A 24071-nucleotide genomic window follows, 5' to 3' on the forward strand; every position below is an offset into this window, starting at 1 on the left:
AAGGAACACGGGAAGGTCAGGAAAGAGGTACCACCGTGGGTTAAGATGGCGGGGCAGTTCACCGTCCAGTTCAGAGAGCCAGCGCATGCCCAAACCCCAGACCCTTCGCCTCCGTACCCGGCGTTCGCGACGTCCCACATGGGGAGCAGTCGCAGGGGTCGTGACGTTCGTGTTAGTGGCGGCGGGCGCTCTCTTGCCTCCGCGGTTCGTTACCGAATCGGCGGGGCCGACGTTCAACACCATAGGGGAACATCAGGGTCAGCAGCTGATCTCCATTACGGGGATGCCGACGTATCGACCCAGCGGCAATCTGGACATGACGACGGTGTACGTTTCGGGAGGCCCCAACGGTCCGACCAGTGCCTTGAACGTGTTGAGTGCCTGGCTCGACCACGATCGTACGGCTCTGCCGTCCGATGCGCTCTACGATCCCAAATTGACGCAAAAGCAGGTCAGCTCCCAAAACACCTCGGACATGACGGACTCCCAGTCGTCGGCACAGGCCGCGGCGTCGAGCTATCTGGGAATTGACTACACCACGACGTTGACCGTGATGGGCGCTACCGATGATGCCGCGGCCCGTCTGGATCACGGCGACGTCTTGACCTCCGTGAATGGAACCCCCCTCAAAAATTACGATCAGCTGAAGAAGACTCTGGCTGATGGCAAGGGTGCGCCCTTGAAACTTGGGTATAAACCTCGCGGAGGTGCAGAGCAGACGGTCACGGTTGAACCGAAGCGCGATTCTTCCTCCGGACAATATCGACTCGGCCTGTATCTCAAGACCGACTATTCCTTCCCATTCCAGGTCAAGTATGGCCTGGAGCAAGTTGGTGGGCCGAGCGCCGGAATGATGTTCACGCTCGGGATCATCGACGAGCTCACCAAAGGCGACATGACCGGCGGGCATCATTTTGCCGGCACGGGAACCATCGATACTTCCGGAAAGGTTGGACCGATCGGGGGAATCCGGCAAAAGATGATTGGTGCTAAGGACGATGGGGCCACCGTGTTCTTGGCACCTGCGGATAACTGCGACGAAGTCGTTGGTCATATTCCCGACGGGATGAAAGTTGTCAAGGTCAGTAATTTGAAAGATTCCGTGCATGCGGTGGAGTCGATCGGGCAGGGCGAGGACCCGTCGAGCCTGCCTCAGTGCACCGGCTGAAACCTGCGCTGGCGGCAGATTGGGCTCCGTCATGAGTGGAGTTGCACACCATAAACAGGCAAAATAGATGGTCACGGCGATTGAACGGTGGACATCGATCACGCCGTGACGTGAGACTCGCCAAGGCAGTCTCTCCTCGTCTTTATTTCGCACTGCTAGTTGAGGAATCCCGTGGCCACAGGACCAACGTCTCCCCATTCATCCACTTCGTCGTCGGGCTCGCGTCCGAAGAAGCGTGGCCGCCCCCTGTTGACGACGTTCATCATCGTCGTCGCCCTGGTGATTGCCTTCGTGTACGTCTCCCAGGTCTATACCGAGGTTCTCTGGTTTAACCAGCTCGGTTACGTCGGGGTTTTCCTTCGGGAGAACCTCATCAAGATCGGCTCATTCCTCGCGGGATTCCTCCTTATGGCCCTCGTCATGTGGGGGAGCCTTCGGTTCGCGTGGAAGCATCGTCCCGCCGAGCGCCCCGTGAAACAACGCCCCAAATCCGCTGAGGGGCAGCACAACGGTCCGGGATCCGACCCCATGCGAGACCTTCAAGCCGTCTTCAACCAGAACATGGAACGGTATCAACAGGCCCTCGAGCCCATGCGCAAGGTGTTGATGATCGCGATTCCGATCGTTGTGGGCCTCTTTGGCGGGCTGACCTTATTGGCGCAGTGGGACACGATCGCCTTGTTCTTCGCTCGGGAGCCTTTTGGGCAGACCGACCCCCAGTTCGGGTTTGATCTTTCCTTCTTCATGTTTACCCTCCCATTCCTCCGGCTGATCGCCGGATATGCGATCACGGTCCTCGTACTGGCCGGCATCGCGGCTTTGGTGACTCACTATCTTTACGGTGGGATCGTCGTTCACGAGAGAGGCTTGGGGACCACCAAAGCCGTTAAAGTTCAGCTCGGTATTCTTGCGGCACTCTTGTTGGTGGTTTTGGCGGGCAATTTCTGGTTGGGCCGATACTCGACCTTGCTGTCGAATAAAGGGTCCTGGACGGGCGCGTTGTACACAGATATCAACGCGGTCATGCCGACCAATGCAATTCTGGCGGTGGCTGCCTTCATCGTGGCCATCCTCTTCATCTATTCGGCCTTTGCGGGACGGTGGCGGTTGCCCCTCATCGGAACCGCAATGTTGTTGGTGGTTTCACTCGTGGCCGGCGGGCTCTATCCCTGGGCCGTACAGCGTTTCCAGGTCACTCCCACGGAGCAGGCCATGGAGAAGGAATACATCCAACGCAATATCGATATGACTCGAAGCGCCTATGGGCTGAGCGATATCCAGGCTCAAAATTACGACGCTACCGTGGAAACGGGCCGCGGGGCTCTCGACGGCGACTCCTCGACGGTGTCGAATATTCGCTTGCTCGATCCGAACGTCGTCTCCAATTCCTTTGCCCAGCTGCAACAATTCCGGCCGTACTATCAGTTCGGCAAGTCGCTTTCCGTGGACCGTTATAACGTCGACGGCAAGAACCAGGACACCGTGATTTCTGCTCGCGAGCTAAATCCGGACCAGAATGAGGGCTGGTATAACCAGCACGTCGTCTATACGCATGGTTATGGTGTCGTGGCGGCGTACGGCAATCAGGTGGAAGCAGACGGCAAGCCCAAGTTCATGCAGGAAGGCATCTCTGCCAAGGGCGTGATTTCGCAGGACTACGAGCCTCGGATCTACTTTGGCCAGTCCTCACCGAATTATTCGATTGTTGGCGGATCTGACGGAGATGATGACCTCGAGCTGGACCGTCCCCAGACCACAGATGACAAGGGCGCTGGTGACGCCAAGTACACCTATACGGGCGAGGGCGGACCGAAGATCGGCAATTGGTTCAACCGCCTGGCCTACGCCATTAAATACCAGTCCTCCGACCTTCTGCTTTCCAACGCCGTCCGGCCCGACTCACAGATTCTTTACAATCGGGACCCCGCGGATCGCGTCAAAAAGGTAGCTCCCTACCTCAAGGTGGACGGAAACCCGTATCCCGCCATCGTGGATAACAAGGTCGTATGGATGGTGGATGCCTACACGACGTCGAGCAACTACCCATATTCGACACCGACCTCTCTGGGCGACGCGACCCAGGATTCTCAGACCCAAGCCGGGGGATCGAAGGCTCTTCCCAACGAGAAGGTCAATTACATCCGGAACTCGGTCAAGGCAACCGTGAATGCCTACGATGGCTCCGTGGATCTCTACGCGTGGGATGACAAGGATCCCGTGTTGAAGGCGTGGCAGAAGGTCTTTCCCACTACGGTCAAGCCGTACTCCGAGATGAGCGCAGACCTCATGGATCACGTGCGTTATCCGGAGGATTTCTTCAAGGTGCAGCGTGAATTGCTGAACCGCTATCACGTCACGGACGCGAATAGCTTCTACGCGAACGACGACGTCTGGCAGACGCCGAAGGATCCGACACAGGACAAAGCCACGGACCTGCCGCCGTATTACATGTCCTTGCAGATGCCGGGAGACAAGCGCACCCGCTTCTCCTTGACCAGTTCATTTATCCCGCAGCAGTCCGATTCGAATACCCGAAACGTCATGTACGGATTCGTTTCGGCCAACGGTGACGCGGGCACGGGCAAGGACGGCGTCAAGGATCCCGAGTACGGCAAGATGAACCTGCTGGAACTTCCCCGAAATTCCGTGGTGCCCGGCCCTGGACAAGCACAAAACCTCTTCGATTCCGATACCAACGTGTCGACGGAATTGAACCTGCTTCGGCAGGGTGCCTCTCGAGTCGTCAACGGTAACCTGCTGACCCTTCCCGTCGGCGGAGGCATACTCTACGTCCAGCCGGTCTACGTGCAGTCCAGTGGTGACGCCTCGTATCCCACTCTTCGCCGTGTCCTGGTTGGATTCGGTGAGAAGGTTGGGTTTGCACCGACCCTCGATGAAGCTCTGAATGAGCTCTTCGACGGGAACTCGGGAGCGCAAACCAGCAAGGATGCCGGTGTGGACGCATCGCAGGCTGACTCCGGCAAGTCGGACCAAGGAGGCCAGAGCTCCTCCGGTGATAAGTCGCCGGATCTGAAGAAGGCCCTGGAAGACGCCAACAAGGCGATGCAAGATTCGTCAAAGGCCATGAAGGACGGCGACTGGTCCGCCTACGGACAGGCGCAGGATCGTCTCAACAAGGCTCTGGACGAAGCGATCAAGGCCGAAGGTGCCAGCGCCAGTGCCTCGCCGAGCCCCAGTGCCTCATCGAAGGAGTAGGGCTCTCGTTGGCCACAGAGTGGGGCCTCTGCGCCTGACGGTTCGCCGCCCGAACTGTCGGGCGCAGGGGAGGGGCTAAGGCCAGCCCGGTCGGGGCGAACGCCCGCCCAAGCGGGTAGTTGTGGTGATGTCAGGCACAAATGGCCTTCTGCGTTTGCGGAGCCCTTCTGCGGTGCGTATAGTAGAACAGGTCGCCGCGGGGTGGAGCAGTTCGGTAGCTCGCCGGGCTCATAACCCGGAGGTCGCAAGTTCAAATCTTGCCCCCGCAACGAATAAAGCCCCTGGCTTGCATGATTGCAGGCCAGGGGCTTTTGCTATGTCCGGGAAGTCCGCGGAATCTTTTGTGAGACGTGGGCTTCTAGCGCGCGGATTCCGGGTTGGTTTCCGCGGTTTCGGGGTGTCGGCTGTGATTCCAAGCATCCAAAAAGACGTGTGCGACGTGATCGTCGGCCAAGCTGTAATAGATGGAACGGCCAGCTCGACGCGAGCGGACCAACCTCGAGTTCCGCAAAATTTTCAGGTGCTGCGACATCAACGGTTGAGAGATTTCCAAACAATCGACAAGTTCTCCGACCGTCTTTTCACCCTCACTCAGCAGGTGAATGGTTGCCGCTCGTGCAGGAGACGAAAGCGCCGAAAAGAGACTGCAAACCCCGTCGTACGCCTCGAGGTCAAGGGGTTCATCCAACATGTAGTGTCTCCTGCTTCTCTCAGTGATGTGTTGCCGGCGCCCGCCGTGACATGAGGGCGAACGCCGGCATTCCATGGCCGGCGCGATAGCCGCTTAGCCGTTGTTTTTCTGTTTGAGGGCCGCCAAGCGATTCTCGACCTCGGACTGCTCCGAGAGATTTTCGAGGGACTCGAATTGGGCATCAAGGGATGACGCGGCCAGCTCTTCCTGTCCCCGGACCCTTGCTTCTTCGCGACGAACCTTCTCCTCGAATCGGCTGACCTCGCTGGTCGCATCCATGAGGTCGAAGGCTTTGAGAGAGTCGTTGACCTGGCTCTGCGCTTGAACTGTCTTCTGTCGTGCGTTCAGCTCATCGCGCTTCCGAGAAAGGTCGTCGAGCTTCGACCGCATCTTATTGAGGCCGTCTTTGAGCTTTTCGACCGTCTGGGTTTGGGCCGCAATTTGCGGCTCGGCGTCTTGTGCCTCTTTCTCAGAGCTCATTTGCCGTTGAAGAGCAACTTTAGCGAGGTTGTCGAATTTATCGGCGTTGGCGGTGTCGCCCTCGGCACGGTATCGGTCTCCCGTTTGAGAGGCAGCCAAAGCTTTCTGGCCCCATTCTTCGGCTTCTTTGAGGTCTTCCGCGTGGTCCTGCTCCAGCATGCGCAAGTTGCCGATCGTCTGCGCCACGGCCTGCTCGGCTTCGACAATGTTGTTCTTGTAATCACGCACCATCTGATCGAGCATTTTCTGCGGATCTTCTGCGGAGTCGATCAAGGCATTGATATTGGCCTTGGCCAGCTGGGCGATGCGTCCGAAAATCGATTGTTTGACCATTGCTGTCCTCATTTCTGTGGCCCGTTCTGGGGCCACCTTGATTCACAGGGTGAGACGGAAAAATAAGGGTTAAATCGGGAGCGGGAGGTGCGGTTAGAAACCTTGGCCGGTGATACCTCCTCCGAAGCCTGGAGGCGTGGCGCCTCCGAAGCCGGCCGAGTTGTTCGGGTTACCCGGGAAGGCTCGCTGACCGGGCAGGCCTAAGAAAATGCCACCCAAAGCCGCCGAGCCATAGCCACCGTGGTGAGCGTAGCTGTCACGGGAAAAATTTTGGACGTCACCGAGAGCGATTCTTTGTGCGTCCTCGGCGAGTCGGATGGATTGGTTCGCATGATTGAGAGCGCCGCTCGGATCGGAGGTTCTTAACGCTTCCGCTTCATCCAGGTGACGTTCGGCTTCGTGTAAACGAGTGCGGGCCTCAGATTGAATTCCGCCTCGTCTGACCCGTACGTAGTCGGCCGCCGAGGTCAACCTAGCCTGTGCCGACAGCATCGTATGGGCAAGAGTCTCTCTGGCTGCGCGATCACGTTCGTTCTGACTGCGGATACTCTCTAATCCCTTGTCCAGCTCCTGGCGAGATTCGGCAAGTCGACGTGAGAGTTCTAGGGGATCGATCGGACCGAGGCTCCGGGCTTTCTCTATCTCCTCAACGACGGAAGCGACGCTTGCGGAACTGCCTGCGAGATCGGCAAAGGTTCCGCGTTCTAGCAGGGACGACGTTTCCGCAAGGTCGGTCTTGGTCTGCGCTGTGGCTTCAGCCAAAGCCCTGTCTGCTCGTTCGAGGTCTTCTCGCGCATGCAGGATGGCCGCAATCAGCTCGCGGGCTTGGCCAACGGCTTCCTCGCCAGAGCGGATTTTCACCACGGCCTCTGAAGATTCACGGGCGTGCAACAAATCGGCGGCCTGGTCTGCCATATGCCCGGCAAATTCGAGCCGGTCTTCGGCTTCGTTCGGATTGTCTGACACGGACTCGATTGCTGTGGGGGCGAAATCTTGGTTCAGGGAGGCGTAGTTTTCGCGTGCCTCGGGGAGAGACCCGCGCACGTCGTCGACGGCCTGCCGCAGACTCTCTAAGGCCTCGGGGGCTCGGCGTTCCAATTGTCGAAGTGAGGAGAAATTGTCCTCGTGATGCTTGAGAGATTCTTGGGCGGAACGGCAACCGGCAATAATCTCATTCAACCAGGATCGCTGGTCCTCTTCAGTATCGGGAATGTCATCGTCTAATTGATTCTGCAATTGGAAGCTTCGGCGCATGTGGGCCTTCGCTTCCCCGATGGCAACGTGAAACGGACGGATTTGATCTTCACCGAACTGTGCCTGGGCGAAAGCGAGTTCCTGCTCGGCATGGGTAATCACGTCATCCGTACTGATGAGGAGGCTCCCCGCCTGAGACCGAAGGTCTGCGATGGAAGCGGACGGGGCGGAACCTGCCGATGAATATTTTGTCGCGGTCTGGGAAAATCGCTCCCTTTGACGGCTTCGCTGGGCGCGGCCGAGAAAAAACCACCATCCGACGGCCACCACGATGACGACGAGGAGCAGGAGGCCAAGTCCCGTGATGAACCCTGAGCCGGATGCCGCGACGGGCACAGCTGAGGCAGTAGCGGGTTGGGCCGCCCAAGCTGACGGAGTGAGAGCGGCCGCGCCGCAAGCCAGCAGCGCGCCCAGCACAACGGTGCGTCCGTGTTGACGAGAGGTTGGCATGCTCGGACCTCGATTGCTCCGTGGATAACTCTTGGAGACCAGTCTAGAGCCAGAATCCTGGGGATACCTGAGTTTTCCCCTGAACCTCGGTGCGCAGAACCGCGGTCCTGGACGGTCCAGATGGCTCCAGGAAATTTCCAGAAATCGTACAACGCCCCCACAGTCCCATCCGACATAGTGGACCCAGAACCAGATCATGTGAGATGGAATTCTGCCGCGTCAGGACATGCGGCACGGCCCGTGAGATGAAAGGCGAGACATGTCTCAAAACCCCGAGGATAACCGGCGCAATTCTATGGAAGGGGGCCCTGAAAGAGCGAGCGGATCAGGGTCCGCTGGGGGTTACGAGCCGAATCCGCACGATGGCCACGAAGATTTCACCGAACCGTACCCGCACGCGCAGTCGTCCCCGAACGGACAGCACACCGAACCCCTTCCGCAGTATGGAACCGATGGCTCTTACGGTTACGCCTCGGACCCATCAGGATACGGTGCCGCTTCTGATGGGTCGGGCTATCAGTACGCGAATTACGGCCAAGCCGGACAGGGCCCGGATTACGGCCAGGCACCAGCCTGTGGGCAGGGATCGGGTAACCCATATGCGCCTGAGGGGTCAGCACGGCGTGGCCACCGCTTTGGCACAGGAACCTTGATCGGTGGCATGTTCTTGGCGGCCCTCTTGGGCGGCGGCGTCGCTGTTGGAGCCGGCGCGCTCCTGAACGACGGCGGCGGCTCGACCGCAGCAGCGGCCGGACCGGAGACGACGATCGTCAATAACAAAGACTCGGTTAACGCGGTGACCGCAGCGGCCCAAAAGGCATCGCCTTCCGTCGCCACCATCTCCGTGACCGGAGGCCAGCAGAGCGGTTCCGGATCTGGCGTCGTCTTGGACGACCAGGGACACATCCTGACCAATACGCACGTGGTCACCCTGGACGGTACAAGCAGCAACTCGAGCATCCAGGTCAAACTAGCCAACGGCGCCGTTAAAGACGCCAAGGTGGTGGGTACCGACCCGACGTCGGACCTCGCGGTCATCAAGGTGGATCCGAGCGGTCTGAGCCTGACCCCTGCCACCATGGCGGACTCGAGCTCGCTGAACGTCGGTGATATCGCGGTCGCAATCGGGGCTCCGTTGGGCCTTGATGGCACGGTTACGGATGGAATCGTCTCGAATCTGAACCGCACCATTTCCGTCGCGTCTTCGGCCGCTCCGGACGACGGAGGATCGTCCGACTCGGGCCAAGGCGGGTCATCGCCCTTCCAATTTGAGTTCCCGGACAAGAATGGCGGGACTCAAAATAGCCAGTCCAAGAAGTCCATCGCACTGAATGTGCTGCAGACCGATGCCGCCATTAACCCCGGAAATTCTGGCGGTGCCCTCGTGAATTCCAAGGGTGAGGTCATCGGAATTAATGTGGCCATCGCTTCGGCGGGCGGACAAAGCGATTCCAGCTCAAGCACTTCAGGCAATATCGGCGTCGGATTTTCCATCCCGATCAATTACGCCAAGCGCATTGGTCAGGAAATTATCGACAACGGTTCGGCTTCCCACGGACTCCTCGGCGCTACCGTTTCGTCGAGCCCAGCTGGTGGCTCGAACTCTTCCGATAGCGCCTTTACGAACGGCGCCGTGATCAAGGATGTCTCCTCCGGTTCTCCCGCTGCCAAGGCTGGCCTGAAGAGTGGGGACGTCGTCACCAAGCTCAATGGCCATGCAATTTCCGATGCCGAGTCATTGACGGCGGCGGTTCGCGAGGCCGCGGCAAACCAGGAGGTCGACGTGACCTATACGCGTGGTGGCAATTCGACCGATGCCAAGGTCACCTTGGGAGACGCCGCTAGCGCGTCCAGCAAATAGTCTCGACAATGATGTGGGGCGTGGTGCACTCGATGTGGACCACGCCCCAAGTCATCTCTCGGTGGACTTTCTTTACAGCACGCCGCCAAAGTCGTTTTGGCGCCAAGCCTCATAGACGGCGATGGAGGCGGAATTGGCGAGGTTGAGCGAACGTCGGCCCGGAAGCATCGGAATGCGGACCAGTTCGTCAATGCGATCGTCGTGTTGTATTTCGTCCGGCAGCCCCACGGATTCCGGGCCGAAAACGAGGGTGTCCCCAGGTTTATAGTCGACTTCGCCGAAATTACGTGTCCCAGTGGTGCTAAAAGCGATCAATCGGGAATCCCCGAGAGCTTGGGTCGCCGCGTCGAAGGAAGGATGCACCGTCATGACCGCGAGGTCGTGGTAGTCCAATCCCGCGCGGCGAAGATGCGCGTCTTCGAAGGAGAAACCTAGTGGTTCCACCAGGTGAAGATGCGCTCCAGTGACGGCCGCGAGCCGAATGGCGTTACCCGTATTTCCGGGAATTTCGGGCGTGTAGAAAAGGATGTTGAACACGACGGCCCATTCTAGCCCCGTTATTGCCAAGGGTTCTTCGCAATTTGGGCCCCAAGATTAGACTTATGGCCATCACCTCGGTCTATGTGCGGACCGGGGCGAATGCGTCACGACCACTCGAGAGGCCAGGAACCCCATGAAAGGCATTTACCTCGACCATGCCGCGACGGCGCCGGTTCTCGACGTCGCGTTGGAGGCCATGGTTCAGCAAATGCGCGACGGAGGGAATCCGTCGTCGCTCCATGCCTCCGGGCGACGAGCTCGTATGGCGGTCGAGACCGCGCGGGAAAACATCGCCCGAGCGGTGGGCGCCGACCCCGCCGAAGTCATCTTCACGGCCGGCGGCACAGAGGCGGACAACCTTGCGGTCAAAGGCATGTACTGGAAACGACGGGAAGGTGCGCCCCATCGACGCAGAATCATCCTCAGCCCCATCGAGCACCACGCTGTCAAAGACGCCGCCCTCTGGCTGGAGGCGCGGCAAGATGCGATTCTCGAGTGGCTCACCGTTGACGAAGACGGCCGGGTTAACCCGAAGGAACTCGCCGCTCTACTGACCGATTCATCCGACGTCGCGCTCGTGACTGTCATGATGGCCAACAACGAGGTCGGAACCATCCAGCCAATCTCGGAGCTTGCGGAAATCTGTCGGCACCATGAGGTGCCGTTCCACACGGATGCGGTCCAGGCCTTCGGTGCGATTGACGTAGATTTTCATGCCTTGGGGTGCACCTCAATGGCTATCTCAGGCCACAAGATCGGGGCTCCTATGGGCATCGGTGCGTTGATCGCTACTCGTCAAGCACCGCTGACGGCCGTGATCCACGGGGGCGGGCAAGAACGAGATGTCCGCTCCGGGACCATCGACGCACCCGCGATCGTGGGTTTCGGCGTTGCGGCCGACCACGTGTGTCGCCACATACCTCGTGAGGCGCAGCGCATTGCAGGCCTTCGTGATCAGTTGGTGGCTGGCGTGCGGGAAGCCGTGCCAGAAGCAGTACTTCGCGGTCCCCACGACCTCTCGCCGATACGGCGTCTTCCCGGGAATGCACACTTCACCTTTCCCGGATGCGAAGGGGATTCGTTGCTGTTCTTGTTGGACATGGCCGGCGTCCTATCCTCAACGGGATCCGCGTGTAACGCGGGCGTCCCTCGACCATCAGAAGTATTGCTTGCCATGGGCCTCAGCGAGATGGAAGCCCGGGGAGCCCAACGGTTCACCCTTGGCCACGACACCACGGCAGAAGACGTAGAGCGACTCGTTGAAACGTTACCTGGAGCGTATCGTCAAGCCGCCGCGGCAGGCATGGCCGATCACGCGCCGACCGGATCGTGGGCGTGAAACGGATCAATCCACACGGGTGACTCGGGGAATAGCGAGGGAGCTCAATTCGTTATACCGTGGCGAGTCTGGTCCGCACACCACGCTAGGGAAGTAGGCACATGAGGGTATTGGCAGCGATGAGCGGCGGCGTCGATTCCGCCGTTGCGGCGGCGCGCGCGGTCGACGCGGGGCACGACGTCGTCGGTGTGCACCTGGCGCTTTCCCGCATGCCCGGTACTTTGCGCACCGGCTCCCGTGGATGCTGCACCATTGAAGACTCGATGGACGCCCGCCGAGTCTGTGACGCCCTCGGAATTCCTTTCTACGTGTGGGATTTCTCGGAGCGATTCAAAGAAGATGTGGTCGATAACTTCATCGATGAATATTCTCAGGGGCGGACCCCTAATCCCTGCATGCGGTGCAACGAAAAGATCAAATTTGCCGCCCTTCTGGAAAAGGCGGTCGCTTTAGGTTTTGATGCCGTGTGCACGGGGCACTACGCCAAGGTCATCGAGGACGCCGAGGGAAACCGCGAGCTTCACCGCGCCGCCGATTGGGCGAAAGATCAGTCCTACGTTTTGGGCGTTCTGACCCATGAACAGCTCAAGCACTCCATGTTTCCGCTCGCCGAGACACCCACTAAAGCGGAGGTCCGCGCCGAGGCCGAGGAACGAGGGTTCTCCGTCGCGAAGAAACCCGATTCTCACGACATCTGCTTCATCCCCGACGGCAACACCCGTGGGTGGCTTGAAGAACGCATTGATCTTGAAGAAGGGGACATCAAAGACACCTCGGGGGAAGTTTTAGGCACGCACCGCGGCGCACGTGCTTTCACCGTCGGCCAGCGGAAGGGTCTCTCGATTGGTCGTCCGGCAGCTGACGGCAAGCCTCGCTTCGTGCTCGAAATCCGCCCCAAGACCAATGAAGTAGTCGTTGGCCCCAAGGAAATGCTGGCGGTCGACGAAATACGAGGCATACGGGAGAGCTGGGCCGGTCTTCCCATCTCCGAAATCCAGGCATTTGACGCCTCCGGTCCCGGATTGGGGGATTCGTCTGCGTCTTTCGACGTCATGGCTCAGGTGCGAGCCCATGCAGATCCCGTGCCAGCCACCGCTCACGTGAACATCGGCGAGGTCGACGGCGAGACCGCGCGGGAAATCGTGATTCGTCTGGGGGAACCGCTCAAGGGTGTGGCGCCCGGCCAGACGGTCGTGCTCTACCAAGGAACTCGCGTCTTGGGGCAGGCCACCATCAACCGTGCGTATTCGCTGTCCCGCCCCGACGTCGTGAGCTAATCTCTCAGCCCTCGGCTAAGTGAGCGGAGAATGTCGTCCACTGGGTCCGAGTGTGTCCACGGCCAGTCAATCCGTAGAATGACATGCCATGATGTCACCTTCCGAACAGCACACACCCGACGAAGATCGAGAACCTCTCAGCGACGGCGTTAGTCCCGAAGTATTGGAAGACCTCTATCGAATCCGGAGCACGATCGACAATATCGACGCGGCTCTCGTTCATGTGCTGGCGGAACGCTTCAAAGCGACGCAGAGGGTCGGCCACCTGAAGGCCAAGTACCACCTGCCCGCGGGCGACCCCGACCGCGAAGCCACACAGATTGACCGCCTTCGAAAGTTGGCCGAGGAAGCTCACCTCGATCCGGAATTTGCGGAAAAATTTCTCAACTTCATCATTAGCGAGGTCATTCGTCACCACGAACGAATTGCGGAGGACCACCGGCAGTCGCGGGTTCCGGACGAGTCTGGTCTCGACGCATGAACCAACACCACTCGTCGCACCATTCAGGTGCGTTGGGCGTCTCTGCTGGGTACTTTTCCGGAACCGACTTTCCGGAAGCTTTTCAAGCGGCACGCGGTGAACTTGGGGCTCCTCATCTCACGCCCTTTCCGACCCTCGAAGAGCGCGGATTCGCCGCGACCCGAACGGCCAGAACGATTTCCGTCATGGCCGACCTGTCGGCAGACGGCCAGCCGTTCGGGTGGCGAGTGCGTGAAACTCCCAGCCGTGAATCCGTAGCGGCCGAATCCGCCATGCGGAGCGACATCAACGTCATGGCCGACGCCATAGGGGCAGCCGGCCGAGGGCACCGAGGCCACACCGTCCTGTCGTTGACCGGCCCCATCACCTTGGCGACCGAGCTCAAGCTTGCGAACGGTGAATCGTCGATAAGCGACCATGGAGCCCGTCGAGACATTACTGCGTCCCTTTCGGAAGGCATTGCCGATATCGTCGCTTCCCTGAGGACGGCCGTCGATGGCGAAGACTTGACGATTCGCTGGTGCGAGCCCCGAATGCGGGATGCGCTCGAGGGGAAGGTTCCCACATCAAGTGGCTATCGAACGTTGCGGGCCATTCCCCGAGCCGAAGCTCGAGATGCGCTCGCTGCCGTGGCTCGTTGCACGCAGGACGTCGGCGTTGGAGCCGTTCTGGATATCGGGGGAGCGGTACCGGACGTAGATTTTGGACGAAGCTTCGATGCCGTGACCAGCCGTCCCGTCGGGCGGGGCGCCGGAGAATGGGAAGCCATTGCTGGTGCGGTCGACCGCGGTCAGGACGTCTGGCTGGGAATCGTCCCTATCGGGCTCCGAGAAACTACGGTCGAAACCGTGAAGTCTCTGTGGTCGACGTGGCGGGATCTTGGTTTGGGAAGTGCGGAGATCGGCCATATGCGTATTGAGGAGCGCGAGAGCTTGAATTCCGTTTCGCCAGCTCAAGCGGTCACGGTGCTGAGCCGTATTGCCGAGGTCGCGGAAGGAATCACCGACCTTTCCCTCGAGTGACTCCACAATTCCCTTGATGGGCGCGGATCCCCTCCACACGGTGGACGGGGCGGAAATGCGTCACGGTCTCGCGTAATGTTGGGCGGGAAAGCATCCTCCAGATCGGACGAGTGTGTGGCCAGACGACGTCGTCCGAAGATTTGAAAGGAGCGCGAGTGAAGGCGCGAATTCTTGTAGTGGACGACGACGAAGCCCTGTCGGAAATGGTCGGCATCGTCCTGTCCAATGAGGGCTATGAGCCCACTTTCTGTGACGCGGGGGACCGCGCCGTCAGCGCCTTCGAAAGCTACGATCCTGACCTCATCCTTCTCGACTTGATGCTGCCCGGCATGAGCGGAATCGACGTGTGTGAACGAATTCGCGAAGTATCCGACGTTCCCGTCATCATGCTCACTGCCAAGTCTGATACCGAAGACGTCGTCCGTGGTTTGGAAGCCGGTGCGGATGACTACATCGCGAAGCCCTTCAAGCCTGCGGAACTTTTGGCCCGCATCCGTACCCGCCTACGCACGGGTGAGTCACGTTCGGCGGAACGTATCGAGATCGGCGACCTCAGCATCGATCTCGCCGGTCGGGCCGTGACTCGCGGCGAGGCCACCGTTCGGTTGACGCCGTTGGAGTACGACTTGCTGGTGAATCTCGCGCAGGAGCCGGGGCAGGTGCTCTCCAGGGATCTCCTCTTGGATCGAATTTGGGGCTACGACTCGGATGCGGACCGTCGGCTGGTCAACGTGCACGTGCAGCGGCTTCGAGCCAAGATTGAAAAAGACCCCGAAAAGCCGGATCTCATTCAAACCGTGCGCGGCGTGGGGTACAAGGCCAACGCGAGCCAAGTGCGTCGCTAGGTTTCTATGGCACGGCACACACCTGAAGGCAGGGGGCGGAGGATTCTTGGAATCGTCCCCGCGATTTTCCGAGACATTCGCCGACGATGGCGGGAGTCTCTGCAATTCTCCGCGATCATCGTCGCGACGTCGCTGTCTTTGGTCGCCTTCATTTTCGCCGGCAATTTTCTCTCGAGTCAGATCGCCAACAGCCTGTTCAAAGAGAGGCAAGAACAGGCGTTAGAGGAATCCTCGAGCGGATTTTCGGATGTCCAGAAGATCTTCGATAATGCCGTGGCTTCGGATCAGACCGAGGTTCAGTCGCTCATGCGCGAGACGCTTACGATCTTGGAGAACCACGGTGCTGACGCCAAGAGGCAATGGATCCTCATCCCCGTCGATTACAAACACGGTCAGGGATACGTCGGACCGATCAGTCAAAACGATTGGATGACCTCGTCTTCCGTGCCGAAGCAGCTGCAGGATCAGGTCGCCTCCGAAGACGGCGTGTTCTGGCAGTCATCTCAGGTGCGCTCCAACGGTAATGGGCCTGAGGTCCCGGTGATCTTTGTCGGCACGAAAGTTCACCTCAATCAAGGCAACGATTACGCGCTGTACCTTGTCTACGATTTTTCGTCGTCGCAGGCGACACTGAATTACATTCAGCTGGTCATTGTCGCGGGCTTTGCGATCCTGTTGGTATTCGTCGCCACCATTGTCTGGTGGGTCACACGATCCGTAATTCGGCCGATTTCCCAGACAGCGAGGTCCGCGGAGCGTCTATCCCGCGGTCATCTCGGTGAACGCGTTGCCGTTCGCGGCGAGAATGAGGCCGCGGTGTTGGGGACCTCCTTCAACCACATGGCCGACAATATCCAGGAACAAATCGTCCAGCTGGAAACTTTGTCGAAAATGCAGCAGAGATTTGTCTCGGATGTTTCGCATGAGCTTCGGACGCCATTGACAACCGTCAAGATGGCCGCGGAGCTGCTGTATAGCGGCCGGGAGAACCTGGACGTCTCGTTCCAACGTTCGACCGAGTTGCTGTACCACCAAGTCGATCGCTTCGAATCCCTCCTGGCTGACCTCTTGGAGATATCCCGTTTCGATGCCGGATCGGCCACCTTGGACGTCGGGACCGCGGATCTCGGCGATCTTGTCGAAGACACCGTCGAATCCGTTCGTCCTCATCTGGACAAGCAACGTCTCGAGGTCAGGTTTCATGGCCTTGAGGAACGATGCCCCGTTCAGATGGATTCTCGCCGCATCGAACGTGTCGTGAGGAACCTTTTGGTCAACGCCATCGAGCACTCTGAGGGTCGTCCCATCGACGTTTACTTGGCCTCCAACGGTATTGATGCGGCGGTAGCTGTACGAGACCACGGAGTTGGCATGACCATGGAACAGACCCGCGAAGTATTCAATCGGTTCTGGCGTGCGGACCCTTCCCGCAAGCGCACCCTGGGGGGGAACGGGTTTGGGCCTGTCTATCGCCGCGGAAGATACGCGCTTACACCAAGGACGACTCGAAGCATGGGGCGAGCCTGGGCAAGGCGCCTGCTTCCGCTTGACCCTTCCGCTGGATCAGGGGCGCCCGTCGGGGGATTCGCCTCTGGGCCTTCCGCCCGAGGGCGTTCCCGATACGCCCTCGTCTATTCCCGCCGTCGCCACAGGAACGGATACAGAGCTTCCGGAAGACGCAGACAGCACGAATGCCGATATGACGGTCGCGTCCACTATCTCCGAAGATGATGCGTTATCGACAGATCAAGAGCTTCCCGACAATACCGGTTCCGCGCCGGGGTCTGACGACTGGCCCGGTTCGACGGAACCGCACGAGGAACAACCGAACCAGCGACAAGCACCCCGCTCGGAAGAGGATTCGTGATGACGTACAAAGGAAAACACACAGGCCACGTCGGTGCCCGTGCCCGCGTGGTTCGCACCGCAGCTTGGGTTGGCGTCATCGGATTGTTGGTTGCAGGGTGCGGAAAAATCCCCACGAGCGGTCCCGTGTATCACTACAACGAGCCGACCGAGTCCGCGACGAAGTCATCCCCGGCATATTCTCCTTCGGGCCCAAGCGAGGGTGCCTCGCCTTCCGACATCCTGGAGGGCTTTATCAACGCTGGAACGGGCGTGGAAAATGACTACGCCGTCGCGCGGCAATATCTGACCACCGATCTAGCGAGCAGTTGGAAGCCTGAGGACCGGACGTTGGTCTATCAAGACAACGTCAATGTCGATTCTGGAAAGAGCTCTGACGAATATACGGCAGGGTTGAGTGTCACGACGTCAATTGACGATCGAGGCATCGCGACGTCGTTCCGTAAGGCCGACTCGCAAACCGTGACGGCGAAGTTCGAGCAGGTCAATGGCCAATGGCGGATCTCTGCGATTCCCAATGGAACCATGCTCTCTAGGTCAGAATTCGAGCAACTCTTTCATTCGTTCACTCTGTATTTCTACGATCCCACCTTTACCTACGCGGTACCGGATATCCGGTGGTTCGCTAACCGGTCGACCGTCGCGACGTCGATTGTTCGTGTCCTGCTTCGGGGTCCTGCGCCGTATTTGGAGGGGTCCGTTTCAAGCGCCATTCCTGGTGGTACCAACTTGGTTCGTCAGTCGGTCCCGATCAGCGATTCTTCCGCTGAAGTCGGTCTAACGGGAACAGGCGTGGCCAATGCGGATCAGCTGACGTTGGAACGAATCCACACTCAATTGGAACAGACCCTCAAGTCAGGACATTCGGCAAACTCCGTGCAATTGTCGGTTGACGACAAATCCGTGGAAACCGGAAAGTTGGCCGATTACGAGGAAGCCGCCATTGACCCGCAGGTACCGAATCCTCAGGTCGGCGTCCTGGATGGAGACTTGGTGACCTATTCCGATGGACAATCTCGCAAGGTTGCGGGATTGGCACCGGCGACCGTTCATCCATCTCATCCTGCCATGGACACGAAACGCCAAACCTATGCGTACACCGACGACGACGGAAGCCACCTGGCGATTCGAAGCACCGGTGGCGAGGCGAAGGACGTGGACCTTCCGGAGAATATTTCGAAACCAAGCTTCGACCCCAGGAGCTGGGTCTGGGGTGGCGGCCAAGACGGTAGCGTATTGGCCCTCAACGCCCAGGGCTCGAACGACGCTCCCGAAACGGTCACTGCGGATTGGCTCAAGGGACAAAATATCCGTTCGCTGCAGATTTCACGCGACGGAACTCGTGCGCTCGTCGTCACGAAGGAAGGCAATGGCTCGAGGGTATGGGTCTCTGGCATAAACCGCGATAATGACGGTACGCCCCGAAGCTTGGGTGAGCCTCTCCAGGTGGGTGCGACCCGAAACGTCACGCAAGCCGCCTGGATCTCGGACAGCCAGGTGGTGGTGGCCAACGAACAGGACGGCAGCGTCCAGGTGGTTTCTCTCGCGGGGGATACACAGGACGTCAACGGCCTCTCCGATATTCAGAATATTTCTGCGGGCAACGGTAAGGAATCCATCTACGCTCAGACCGGCACGGATACCTATCAGCTGACCGGGTCGAGCTGGACCCGAGTCGATACGAAGGTTCGAGACCTCTCCTACGCTGGGTAGAACCGTTATCCACAATTTTGCGGACCACTCTTCATACGTGTCCTGATTCGTCATGATCAACCCATCGACGACGAAGGGGGCAATCATGGTGTGGATCGATGCGCGGCGCGCGGATCGGTGGGCGAGTTCATGTGTGGGAGCGGCGGCGGACGTCGTCGAGCTGCTTTTTCCTCAACCGTGCGCCGTATGTGGTGGTGGAAATCGAGCCTTATGCCCCGTGTGCCGCGCATTCGTGTACCGTCTCACGGCCAGACCGCGAGATGTCGCAACGGCCCTCCCTCAATGGTCCCCTCAGACGCCGTGCATCGCCGCGGGCCTCTACGGGCACGAAGTCGCACGGGCGATTCTGGCCTTTAAAGGCCAGCAACGGTTGGATCTTGTCCCATTTCTCGCACGCGCTTTAGCCCGCGCCATCTCTGAGGCGCTGAGATCCCTACAGCCCGAGTTCTCGGGCCGATACGGCGGGAGGGGCACTGACCGAGAAGCGCCTGTGCTTCTGGTGCCGGCGCCTTCCCGAGCACTGGCGTATCGGCGTCGAGGGTTCGTGCCCGGTGAGATCCTCGCACGCAGGGCCCTGAATGAAATGGACAAGACCACACGCGGGGAATCGGTGCCAGACGTCCGCGTGGCACCGGTGCTGAAAATACGCGAACCTCTGGTGGCCCGCCTTGGAACCCTTCTCGATCCTTCTTCATCGGGACAAAAGGGCCTCAACGCTCATCGGCGATCTGAGCGGCTCCGCGACTCCATGCACATTCTCGGCCCCTCATGGCTTCCGAGCCGATGGTTCTGGCCAGAAATGTCGGGGCGTGATTGCCTCTTGATCGATGATGTGGCGACCACAGGGTCTACGTTGAGGGAGATGCGGCGAGCCATACACGCAGCGGGCGGTCGAGTACTCGGGGCTGCGGTGGTCGCTAGCGTGAGTGCGCCAACAGAGAAACCGCTCAAAAATCTTGAAGAATTGGGTGAAGGCAGGATGACGAAAGGTTCAGTGTGAATTAACGTTGAGTCAAGGAGACGGTCAGATCCTCTCCCCGTGAGGCTCGAAGGCCCTTCGGTGGGTCGCAAGCCAGCGAGACCTCACCCTCGCCAAGCCACGGGAGGCCATCGTGGAACTCAACGTATACGGTCGCAACGTCAAGGTCCCGGATCGTTTTCGGGATTATGCCGAGGAGAAAGTCGAGAAGTTCGAGAAGCTCAACGATCGAGTGGACGAGATCGACGTCAAGGTCAGCAAGGTGGGCAACGGGCCCCAATCTATGACCGTTGAAATAACCGTCAAGGGAAGAGGGCCGGTTCTCCGAGCCGAAGCCCAAGGCACGGACAAATTCGCCGTATTCGACGACGCATTCACCAAACTTCTAGAGCGCCTGCGCAGGGCTAGGGACCGCCGCAAAATTCATCGCGGAAATCATCGCCCCGTCTCGGTCTCCGAAGCCACAGGTTCCATCCCCGTAATCGATGGCGATTCGGGCGGCCAGGTACCTATTGAGCAGATTGTCTTGAATCAGGACAACTCGGCGGATTCGGCCTACGACTCCGAGTACCCGCTCACGGACGATGTGCCACCCGTGGAAATCCGTCGGAAAACGTTCCCAACCGAAAAGATCACGATCGATCAGGCCGTGGACCGCATGGAGCTCGTCGGCCACGATTTCTACCTCTTTGTGGATTCCGAATTAGACCGTCCTGCGGCGGTGTACCGGCGCAAAGGGTGGACCTACGGCGTGATCGTCTTGGGTGACGATGTTCCTGCGGAAGGTATCAAGGAAACGCGGGCGTATCACTCGCATTCCGAGGCATAGGTTGTGAACAACCCGAGACGGGACTCGCTCGATGAGAACCGAGCGAGTCCCGTCTCACGCTGAGAAATCCCTGCATACTGAGGGAAAACTCAGGTCCCATGCCTAGAGTCACGTAGGATAGGCCAGTGGAGAACGTCTCGACGCTCCCCACATGTGGTCCCGGACTGGACCAATGTACCTGGAATCTCGTCAGCTACTAGGAGTAATCGCTCGTGGCATCCTTCTTGGAAAAGGTTCTTCGAACCGGAGACAAAAGACTGCTCAAGAAATTGAGAGTCTACGCAGATGCCATTAACTCGTTGGAAGATGATTTCAAGGAGTACACCGACGCGGAGCTGCGGGCTGAAACAGACTCCTTCAAGCAGCGCATCGAAGACGGCGAATCCCTCGATGTTCTCCTTCCCGAAGCTTTCGCCGTCGTCCGTGAAGCGGCCGGCCGCACCCTGGGGCAAAGGCACTACGACGTGCAGCTCATGGGTGGAGCGGCTTTGCACTTAGGCAATATCGCCGAGATGAAGACCGGTGAAGGCAAGACCCTGGTGGCAACGGCTCCCGCGTATCTCAATGCGCTGACGGGTAAAGGCGTTCACATCGTGACCGTGAACGACTATCTGGCGGAGTATCAAGCTAATCTCATGGGCCGCGTTTTCCGGTTCCTCGGGCTAGAGACTGGCGTGATCGTCTCACAGCAGACCCCGGAAGTCCGCCGCAAGCAGTATGAAGCCGATATCACCTACGGCACGAACAACGAGTTCGGTTTCGACTATCTCCGCGACAATATGGCCTGGAGCATCGATGAGCGCGTGCAGCGCGGCCATAACTTTGCCATCGTCGATGAGGTTGACTCGATCTTGATCGACGAGGCGAGAACGCCACTCATCATTTCGGGCCCCGCGTCCGGGGAGGCCAACCGCTGGTACGGCGAATTTGCCCGTGTTGCTAAGAGCCTGGTCCGCGACGAAGATTATGAAGTCGACGAAAAGAAGAAGACCGTCGGTGTTCTGGAAAGCGGCATCGAGAAGGTCGAGGACCACCTCGGAATCGACAATCTCTACGAGTCCGAGAACACCCCGTTGATCGGCTTCCTGAATAACGCGATCAAGGCGAAGGAACTGTTCACCAACAACAAGGACTACGTCGTCCTCAAGGGCGAGGTCCTGATCGTTGACGAACATACGGGACGTATTCTGCCTGGCCGCCGTTACAACGAAGGCGTGCACCAGTCGATCGAGGCTAAGGAGCAGGTCGAGGTCAAGGCCGAAAACCAGACTCTTGCGACCGTGACTTTGCAGAACTACTTCCGTCTTTACGACAAACTGTCCGGTATGACCGGTACTGCTGAGACCGAAGCTGCCGAGTTCGTCAATACGTACGAATTGGGCATCGCCGTGATCGATCCCAACAAGCCGCTGGCACGTAAAGACCAGCCCGATCTGGTCTACAAGAACGAGGTGGCTAAATTTGCCGCCGTCGTTCAGGACATCGCGAAACGGCATGCTAAGGGACAACCGGTCCTGGTGGGCACCACCAGCGTCGAGAAGTCCGAATATCTTTCCAAGCTGTTGTCCAAGGAAGGTATCCCGCACGAGGTTCTGAACGCCAAGAACCACGCACGTGAGGCCGCCATCGTTGCGCAGGCTGGCCGCAAGGGTGCCGTGACGGTTGCAACCAACATGGCTGGTCGAGGCACCGACATCATGCTGGGTGGTAACGCCGAATTTAACGCGGTGGACCGCATGCATGAGCTGGGGTTGGACCCGAACGAGAAGCCGGAAGAGTACGAGGCCAAGTGGCCCGAGGTGCTCGCCGAGTGCGAGGCCAATACCAAGAAGGAGCACGACGAGGTCAAGGAACTGGGCGGTTTGTACGTCCTAGGCACCGAGCGCCACGAATCGCGCCGTATTGATAATCAGTTGCGTGGCCGTTCCGGTCGTCAGGGCGACCCGGGAGAGTCGCGTTTCTACCTGTCCTTGGCTGACGACCTGATGCGCCTCTTCAACGGTGCTGCAGCTGCTCGCCTCATGGCGGGAGCTCCCGACGACACCGCCTTGGAGCACCGCATCGTTTCTCGCGTGATCGCTTCCGCCCAGAATCAGGTGGAATCGAGAAACGCGGAACAACGCAAGAACATCCTGAAGTACGACGACGTCTTGAATCGTCAGCGTGAGGCCATCTATTCGGATCGCGCGAAAATTCTGGAGGGCGACGATATCGCCGATCAAATCCAGAAGTTCATCACCGAAGTCCTGACGTCGGCGATCGAAGACAAGACCAACCAGGGACACGCCGAAGACTGGGATCTGGATCGTCTCTGGGAATCCCTCGCCACGATTTATCCGATCAGTATCACGATCGACGAACTCGAAGACTCGGCAGGTGGTCGTTCAAAGATCACGCAGAAGATGCTGATCGACGAGGTCCTCTCTGATGCCAAGGTCTTGTACGAGAGCCGTGAGGAAGAAGTTGGCTCCGAGGCGATGCGGAACATTGAGCGTCGCGTTATTTTGTCGGTCATCGGTCGTCACTGGCCCGAACACCTGTACGAGATGGATTACCTCAAGGAAGGCATCGGCCTTCGTGCGATGGCGCAGCGAGATCCGTTGGTTGAATACCAGCGTGAGGGTTTCGCGATGTTCCAGGCGATGATGGACGCGATTCGGGAAGAAACCGTCTCGTACTTGTTCAATTTGGACCTGACGAAACAGCGGACCCAGATGTCCTCCCAAGCGTTGACGATCCCTCAGCAGCCGAAATTCCTCCGCTTCACCGCTCCAAATGAAGATGGCGGCGAAGAATCGCATGTCGAGTCCACCGCTCGGGCGGATTCTGCTGCCGAGAAGACGGACACGACGTCAGAATCCTCGTCCGTTCAGGAAGAGTCCGCCTCAGCCAAGGCAAAAACTTCGGCTCCGAAGAAGAGCACCAAAAAGGGACGCAAGAAGCGGAAGTAGTTGCACCTGACGCAAGGGGTTTGAACCTCGTCTAGGCCAAGGGGCCAGCACGTATCATTCGATCGTGCTGGCCCCTTCTTTGGTCAGACTGGCCTGTTAGAAGAAGCTCGATGAGCTAGCCTATTTCGGCGTCCATGATCTGCCACTGGCCTTTGGTCTTGTGGATCCGGAGGGCCAACGCGCGGCTTCGGTCGCCGTTATCCACGACGACGCCAGCCTCGTACTCTCCTCGGCCCACGGGAATGGCCCGGACTCTCCGCGGCCTAAATCCCTTCGGGTCGAATCGGCCCGACTCTTCGACGGGTCTCGGAGGGGTTTTCTTTTTGGCGGATTCGATGAAGGCTCGGAGTTCGACCTTGGCCATCACGTCTCGATGCACCCACCTCGCGAGCTGATGAGAGGATCGGGCCCCGGTAATTACTTCCATAATCGCGACGCTCATGGCACCAGCAATCGAATGTACCCGGCGCAATTCCTCCCCGGAGTCGACGTGGTGATGACGCCATTTGTACATGGACGGTGGTCCCTCGGGGTGCGCTCGAAGCGTTGCGGGCAGACCTGCTGGAGTCAACACGGTGCCGTGAAGCATGGTGCGCGGGCAACGTCGTCTACGTTGAGGCATGATTTCCTCCTAATGGAATCGTTGTATTGAGGATGACGAGGACGACGTCGTTGGAGCCTCGGCAGAATGACCATGGTGACCGGAGTCTGCCGGAATGTGAAGACGCGTCCCCGCGTAGATGAGGTCTGGGTGGTCGTGGAGTATTGGTTGGTTG

Annotated in this window: 18 protein-coding genes, 1 tRNA gene and 1 pseudogene; 15 read left to right on the forward strand and 5 right to left on the reverse strand. The window is 59.0% G+C overall.

Annotation, left to right across the window (positions count from 1 at the left end; all coding sequences use genetic code 11):
• Positions 1-85: 85 nt before the first annotated feature.
• From B9Y51_RS07765 to B9Y51_RS07775, 3 genes are all read left to right on the forward strand, one after another.
• A complete protein-coding gene (locus B9Y51_RS07765; protein ID WP_085529333.1) occupies positions 86-1168 on the forward strand; it encodes a YlbL family protein in 1083 nt (360 codons plus the stop codon).
• A 171-nt stretch (positions 1169-1339) separates the two neighbouring features.
• Entirely contained in the window at positions 1340-4384 is a 3045-nt protein-coding gene (locus B9Y51_RS07770) for a UPF0182 family membrane protein (RefSeq protein WP_143468030.1), read from the forward strand.
• A 195-nt stretch (positions 4385-4579) separates the two neighbouring features.
• Positions 4580-4653: transfer RNA gene (locus B9Y51_RS07775), tRNA-Met, on the forward strand.
• 89 nt (positions 4654-4742) lie between these two features.
• Here the strand turns inward: B9Y51_RS07775 and B9Y51_RS07780 are convergent.
• The 3 genes from B9Y51_RS07780 to B9Y51_RS07790 form a co-directional block, all read right to left on the reverse strand.
• The gene (locus tag B9Y51_RS07780) at positions 4743-5075 is read right to left on the reverse strand and encodes an ArsR/SmtB family transcription factor (protein WP_048680347.1); all 333 of its coding nucleotides are present in this window, start codon (positions 5073-5075) and stop codon (positions 4743-4745) included.
• 93 nt (positions 5076-5168) lie between these two features.
• The gene (locus B9Y51_RS07785; RefSeq protein WP_048680345.1) at positions 5169-5888 is read right to left on the reverse strand and encodes a PspA/IM30 family protein; all 720 of its coding nucleotides are present in this window, start codon (positions 5886-5888) and stop codon (positions 5169-5171) included.
• 93 nt (positions 5889-5981) lie between these two features.
• A complete protein-coding gene (locus B9Y51_RS07790; RefSeq protein WP_085529334.1) occupies positions 5982-7592 on the reverse strand; it encodes a coiled-coil domain-containing protein in 1611 nt (536 codons plus the stop codon).
• A gap of 259 nt (positions 7593-7851) precedes the next feature.
• Between B9Y51_RS07790 and B9Y51_RS07795 the strand changes: the two genes are divergently transcribed.
• Entirely contained in the window at positions 7852-9453 is a 1602-nt protein-coding gene (locus B9Y51_RS07795; RefSeq protein ID WP_085529335.1) for a S1C family serine protease, read from the forward strand.
• A 72-nt stretch (positions 9454-9525) separates the two neighbouring features.
• Here the strand turns inward: B9Y51_RS07795 and B9Y51_RS07800 are convergent, their stop codons facing one another.
• Positions 9526-9990, reverse strand: coding sequence for a tRNA (cytidine(34)-2'-O)-methyltransferase (locus tag B9Y51_RS07800; protein WP_048680340.1), 465 nt, complete (start codon positions 9988-9990; stop codon positions 9526-9528).
• A gap of 136 nt (positions 9991-10126) precedes the next feature.
• Here B9Y51_RS07800 and B9Y51_RS07805 point away from each other — a divergent pair, with 136 nt between their 5' ends.
• The 11 genes and pseudogenes from B9Y51_RS07805 (at position 10127) to secA (ending at position 23295) form a co-directional block, all read left to right on the forward strand.
• A complete protein-coding gene (locus B9Y51_RS07805) occupies positions 10127-11332 on the forward strand; it encodes a cysteine desulfurase family protein (RefSeq protein WP_085529336.1) in 1206 nt (401 codons plus the stop codon).
• Between the two features lie 101 nt (positions 11333-11433).
• The gene (mnmA, locus tag B9Y51_RS07810) at positions 11434-12609 is read left to right on the forward strand and encodes a tRNA 2-thiouridine(34) synthase MnmA (RefSeq protein ID WP_048680336.1); all 1176 of its coding nucleotides are present in this window, start codon (positions 11434-11436) and stop codon (positions 12607-12609) included.
• An 88-nt stretch (positions 12610-12697) separates the two neighbouring features.
• Entirely contained in the window at positions 12698-13090 is a 393-nt protein-coding gene (locus B9Y51_RS07815; RefSeq protein ID WP_425432065.1) for a chorismate mutase, read from the forward strand.
• Positions 13087-14112 carry a hypothetical protein gene (locus B9Y51_RS07820; protein WP_085529337.1) on the forward strand — a complete coding sequence of 342 codons (1026 nt, stop codon included), beginning with the start codon at positions 13087-13089 and terminating at the stop codon, positions 14110-14112. The genes B9Y51_RS07815 and B9Y51_RS07820 overlap by 4 nt, the downstream gene beginning before the upstream one ends.
• Before the next feature lie 155 nt (positions 14113-14267).
• Positions 14268-14957: an MtrAB system response regulator MtrA gene (gene mtrA, locus B9Y51_RS07825; protein WP_048680325.1), complete on the forward strand. Its 690-nt coding sequence runs from the start codon at positions 14268-14270 to the stop codon at positions 14955-14957.
• A 6-nt stretch (positions 14958-14963) separates the two neighbouring features.
• Positions 14964-16358 (forward strand): annotated as a pseudogene (mtrB, locus tag B9Y51_RS07830) (MtrAB system histidine kinase MtrB); the annotation flags it as partial.
• Between the two features lie 13 nt (positions 16359-16371).
• Entirely contained in the window at positions 16372-16824 is a 453-nt protein-coding gene (locus B9Y51_RS11485; protein ID WP_425432077.1) for an ATP-binding protein, read from the forward strand.
• Positions 16824-18536 (forward strand): LpqB family beta-propeller domain-containing protein, encoded by a 1713-nt coding sequence (locus tag B9Y51_RS07835; RefSeq protein ID WP_085529339.1) that lies wholly within the window; start codon positions 16824-16826, stop codon positions 18534-18536. The genes B9Y51_RS11485 and B9Y51_RS07835 overlap by 1 nt, the downstream gene beginning before the upstream one ends.
• 799 nt (positions 18537-19335) lie before the next feature.
• Positions 19336-19536 (forward strand): ComF family protein, encoded by a 201-nt coding sequence (locus B9Y51_RS11490; RefSeq protein ID WP_425432078.1) that lies wholly within the window; start codon positions 19336-19338, stop codon positions 19534-19536.
• A 112-nt stretch (positions 19537-19648) separates the two neighbouring features.
• Positions 19649-20344: a ribosome hibernation-promoting factor, HPF/YfiA family gene (gene hpf / locus B9Y51_RS07845; protein WP_048680317.1), complete on the forward strand. Its 696-nt coding sequence runs from the start codon at positions 19649-19651 to the stop codon at positions 20342-20344.
• Positions 20345-20556: 212 nt separating this feature from the next.
• A complete protein-coding gene (gene secA / locus B9Y51_RS07850; protein WP_085529341.1) occupies positions 20557-23295 on the forward strand; it encodes a preprotein translocase subunit SecA in 2739 nt (912 codons plus the stop codon).
• 115 nt (positions 23296-23410) lie between these two features.
• On the opposite strand, the gene B9Y51_RS07855 is transcribed toward secA, so the two are convergent.
• On the reverse strand, positions 23411-23917 hold the full coding sequence (locus B9Y51_RS07855; RefSeq protein WP_143468031.1) for an Rv3235 family protein: 507 nt from the start codon (positions 23915-23917) through the stop codon (positions 23411-23413).
• Positions 23918-24071: the final 154 nt, after the last annotated feature.

The sequence above is a fragment of the Kocuria massiliensis genome (assembly GCF_900169715.1).
GTDB classification, from domain to species: domain Bacteria; phylum Actinomycetota; class Actinomycetes; order Actinomycetales; family Micrococcaceae; genus Rothia; species Rothia massiliensis.

Excerpts from the sequence above, each read along its gene's own strand:
- B9Y51_RS07815 (WP_425432065.1), top strand. The coding sequence starts at position 12,698 with ATGATGTCACCTTCCGAACAGCACACACCCGACGAAGATCGAGAACCT.
- B9Y51_RS07785 (WP_048680345.1), bottom strand. The coding sequence starts at position 5,888 with ATGGTCAAACAATCGATTTTCGGACGCATCGCCCAGCTGGCCAAGGCC.
- B9Y51_RS11490 (WP_425432078.1), top strand. The coding sequence starts at position 19,336 with ATGTCGGGGCGTGATTGCCTCTTGATCGATGATGTGGCGACCACAGGG.
- B9Y51_RS07790 (WP_085529334.1), bottom strand. The coding sequence starts at position 7,592 with ATGCCAACCTCTCGTCAACACGGACGCACCGTTGTGCTGGGCGCGCTG.
- B9Y51_RS07835 (WP_085529339.1), top strand. The coding sequence starts at position 16,824 with ATGACGTACAAAGGAAAACACACAGGCCACGTCGGTGCCCGTGCCCGC.
- B9Y51_RS07765 (WP_085529333.1), top strand. The coding sequence starts at position 86 with ATGCCCAAACCCCAGACCCTTCGCCTCCGTACCCGGCGTTCGCGACGT.
- B9Y51_RS07780 (WP_048680347.1), bottom strand. The coding sequence starts at position 5,075 with ATGTTGGATGAACCCCTTGACCTCGAGGCGTACGACGGGGTTTGCAGT.
- B9Y51_RS07855 (WP_143468031.1), bottom strand. The coding sequence starts at position 23,917 with ATGCCTCAACGTAGACGACGTTGCCCGCGCACCATGCTTCACGGCACC.
- B9Y51_RS07805 (WP_085529336.1), top strand. The coding sequence starts at position 10,127 with ATGAAAGGCATTTACCTCGACCATGCCGCGACGGCGCCGGTTCTCGAC.
- B9Y51_RS07795 (WP_085529335.1), top strand. The coding sequence starts at position 7,852 with ATGTCTCAAAACCCCGAGGATAACCGGCGCAATTCTATGGAAGGGGGC.
- mnmA (WP_048680336.1), top strand. The coding sequence starts at position 11,434 with ATGAGGGTATTGGCAGCGATGAGCGGCGGCGTCGATTCCGCCGTTGCG.
- B9Y51_RS07820 (WP_085529337.1), top strand. The coding sequence starts at position 13,087 with ATGAACCAACACCACTCGTCGCACCATTCAGGTGCGTTGGGCGTCTCT.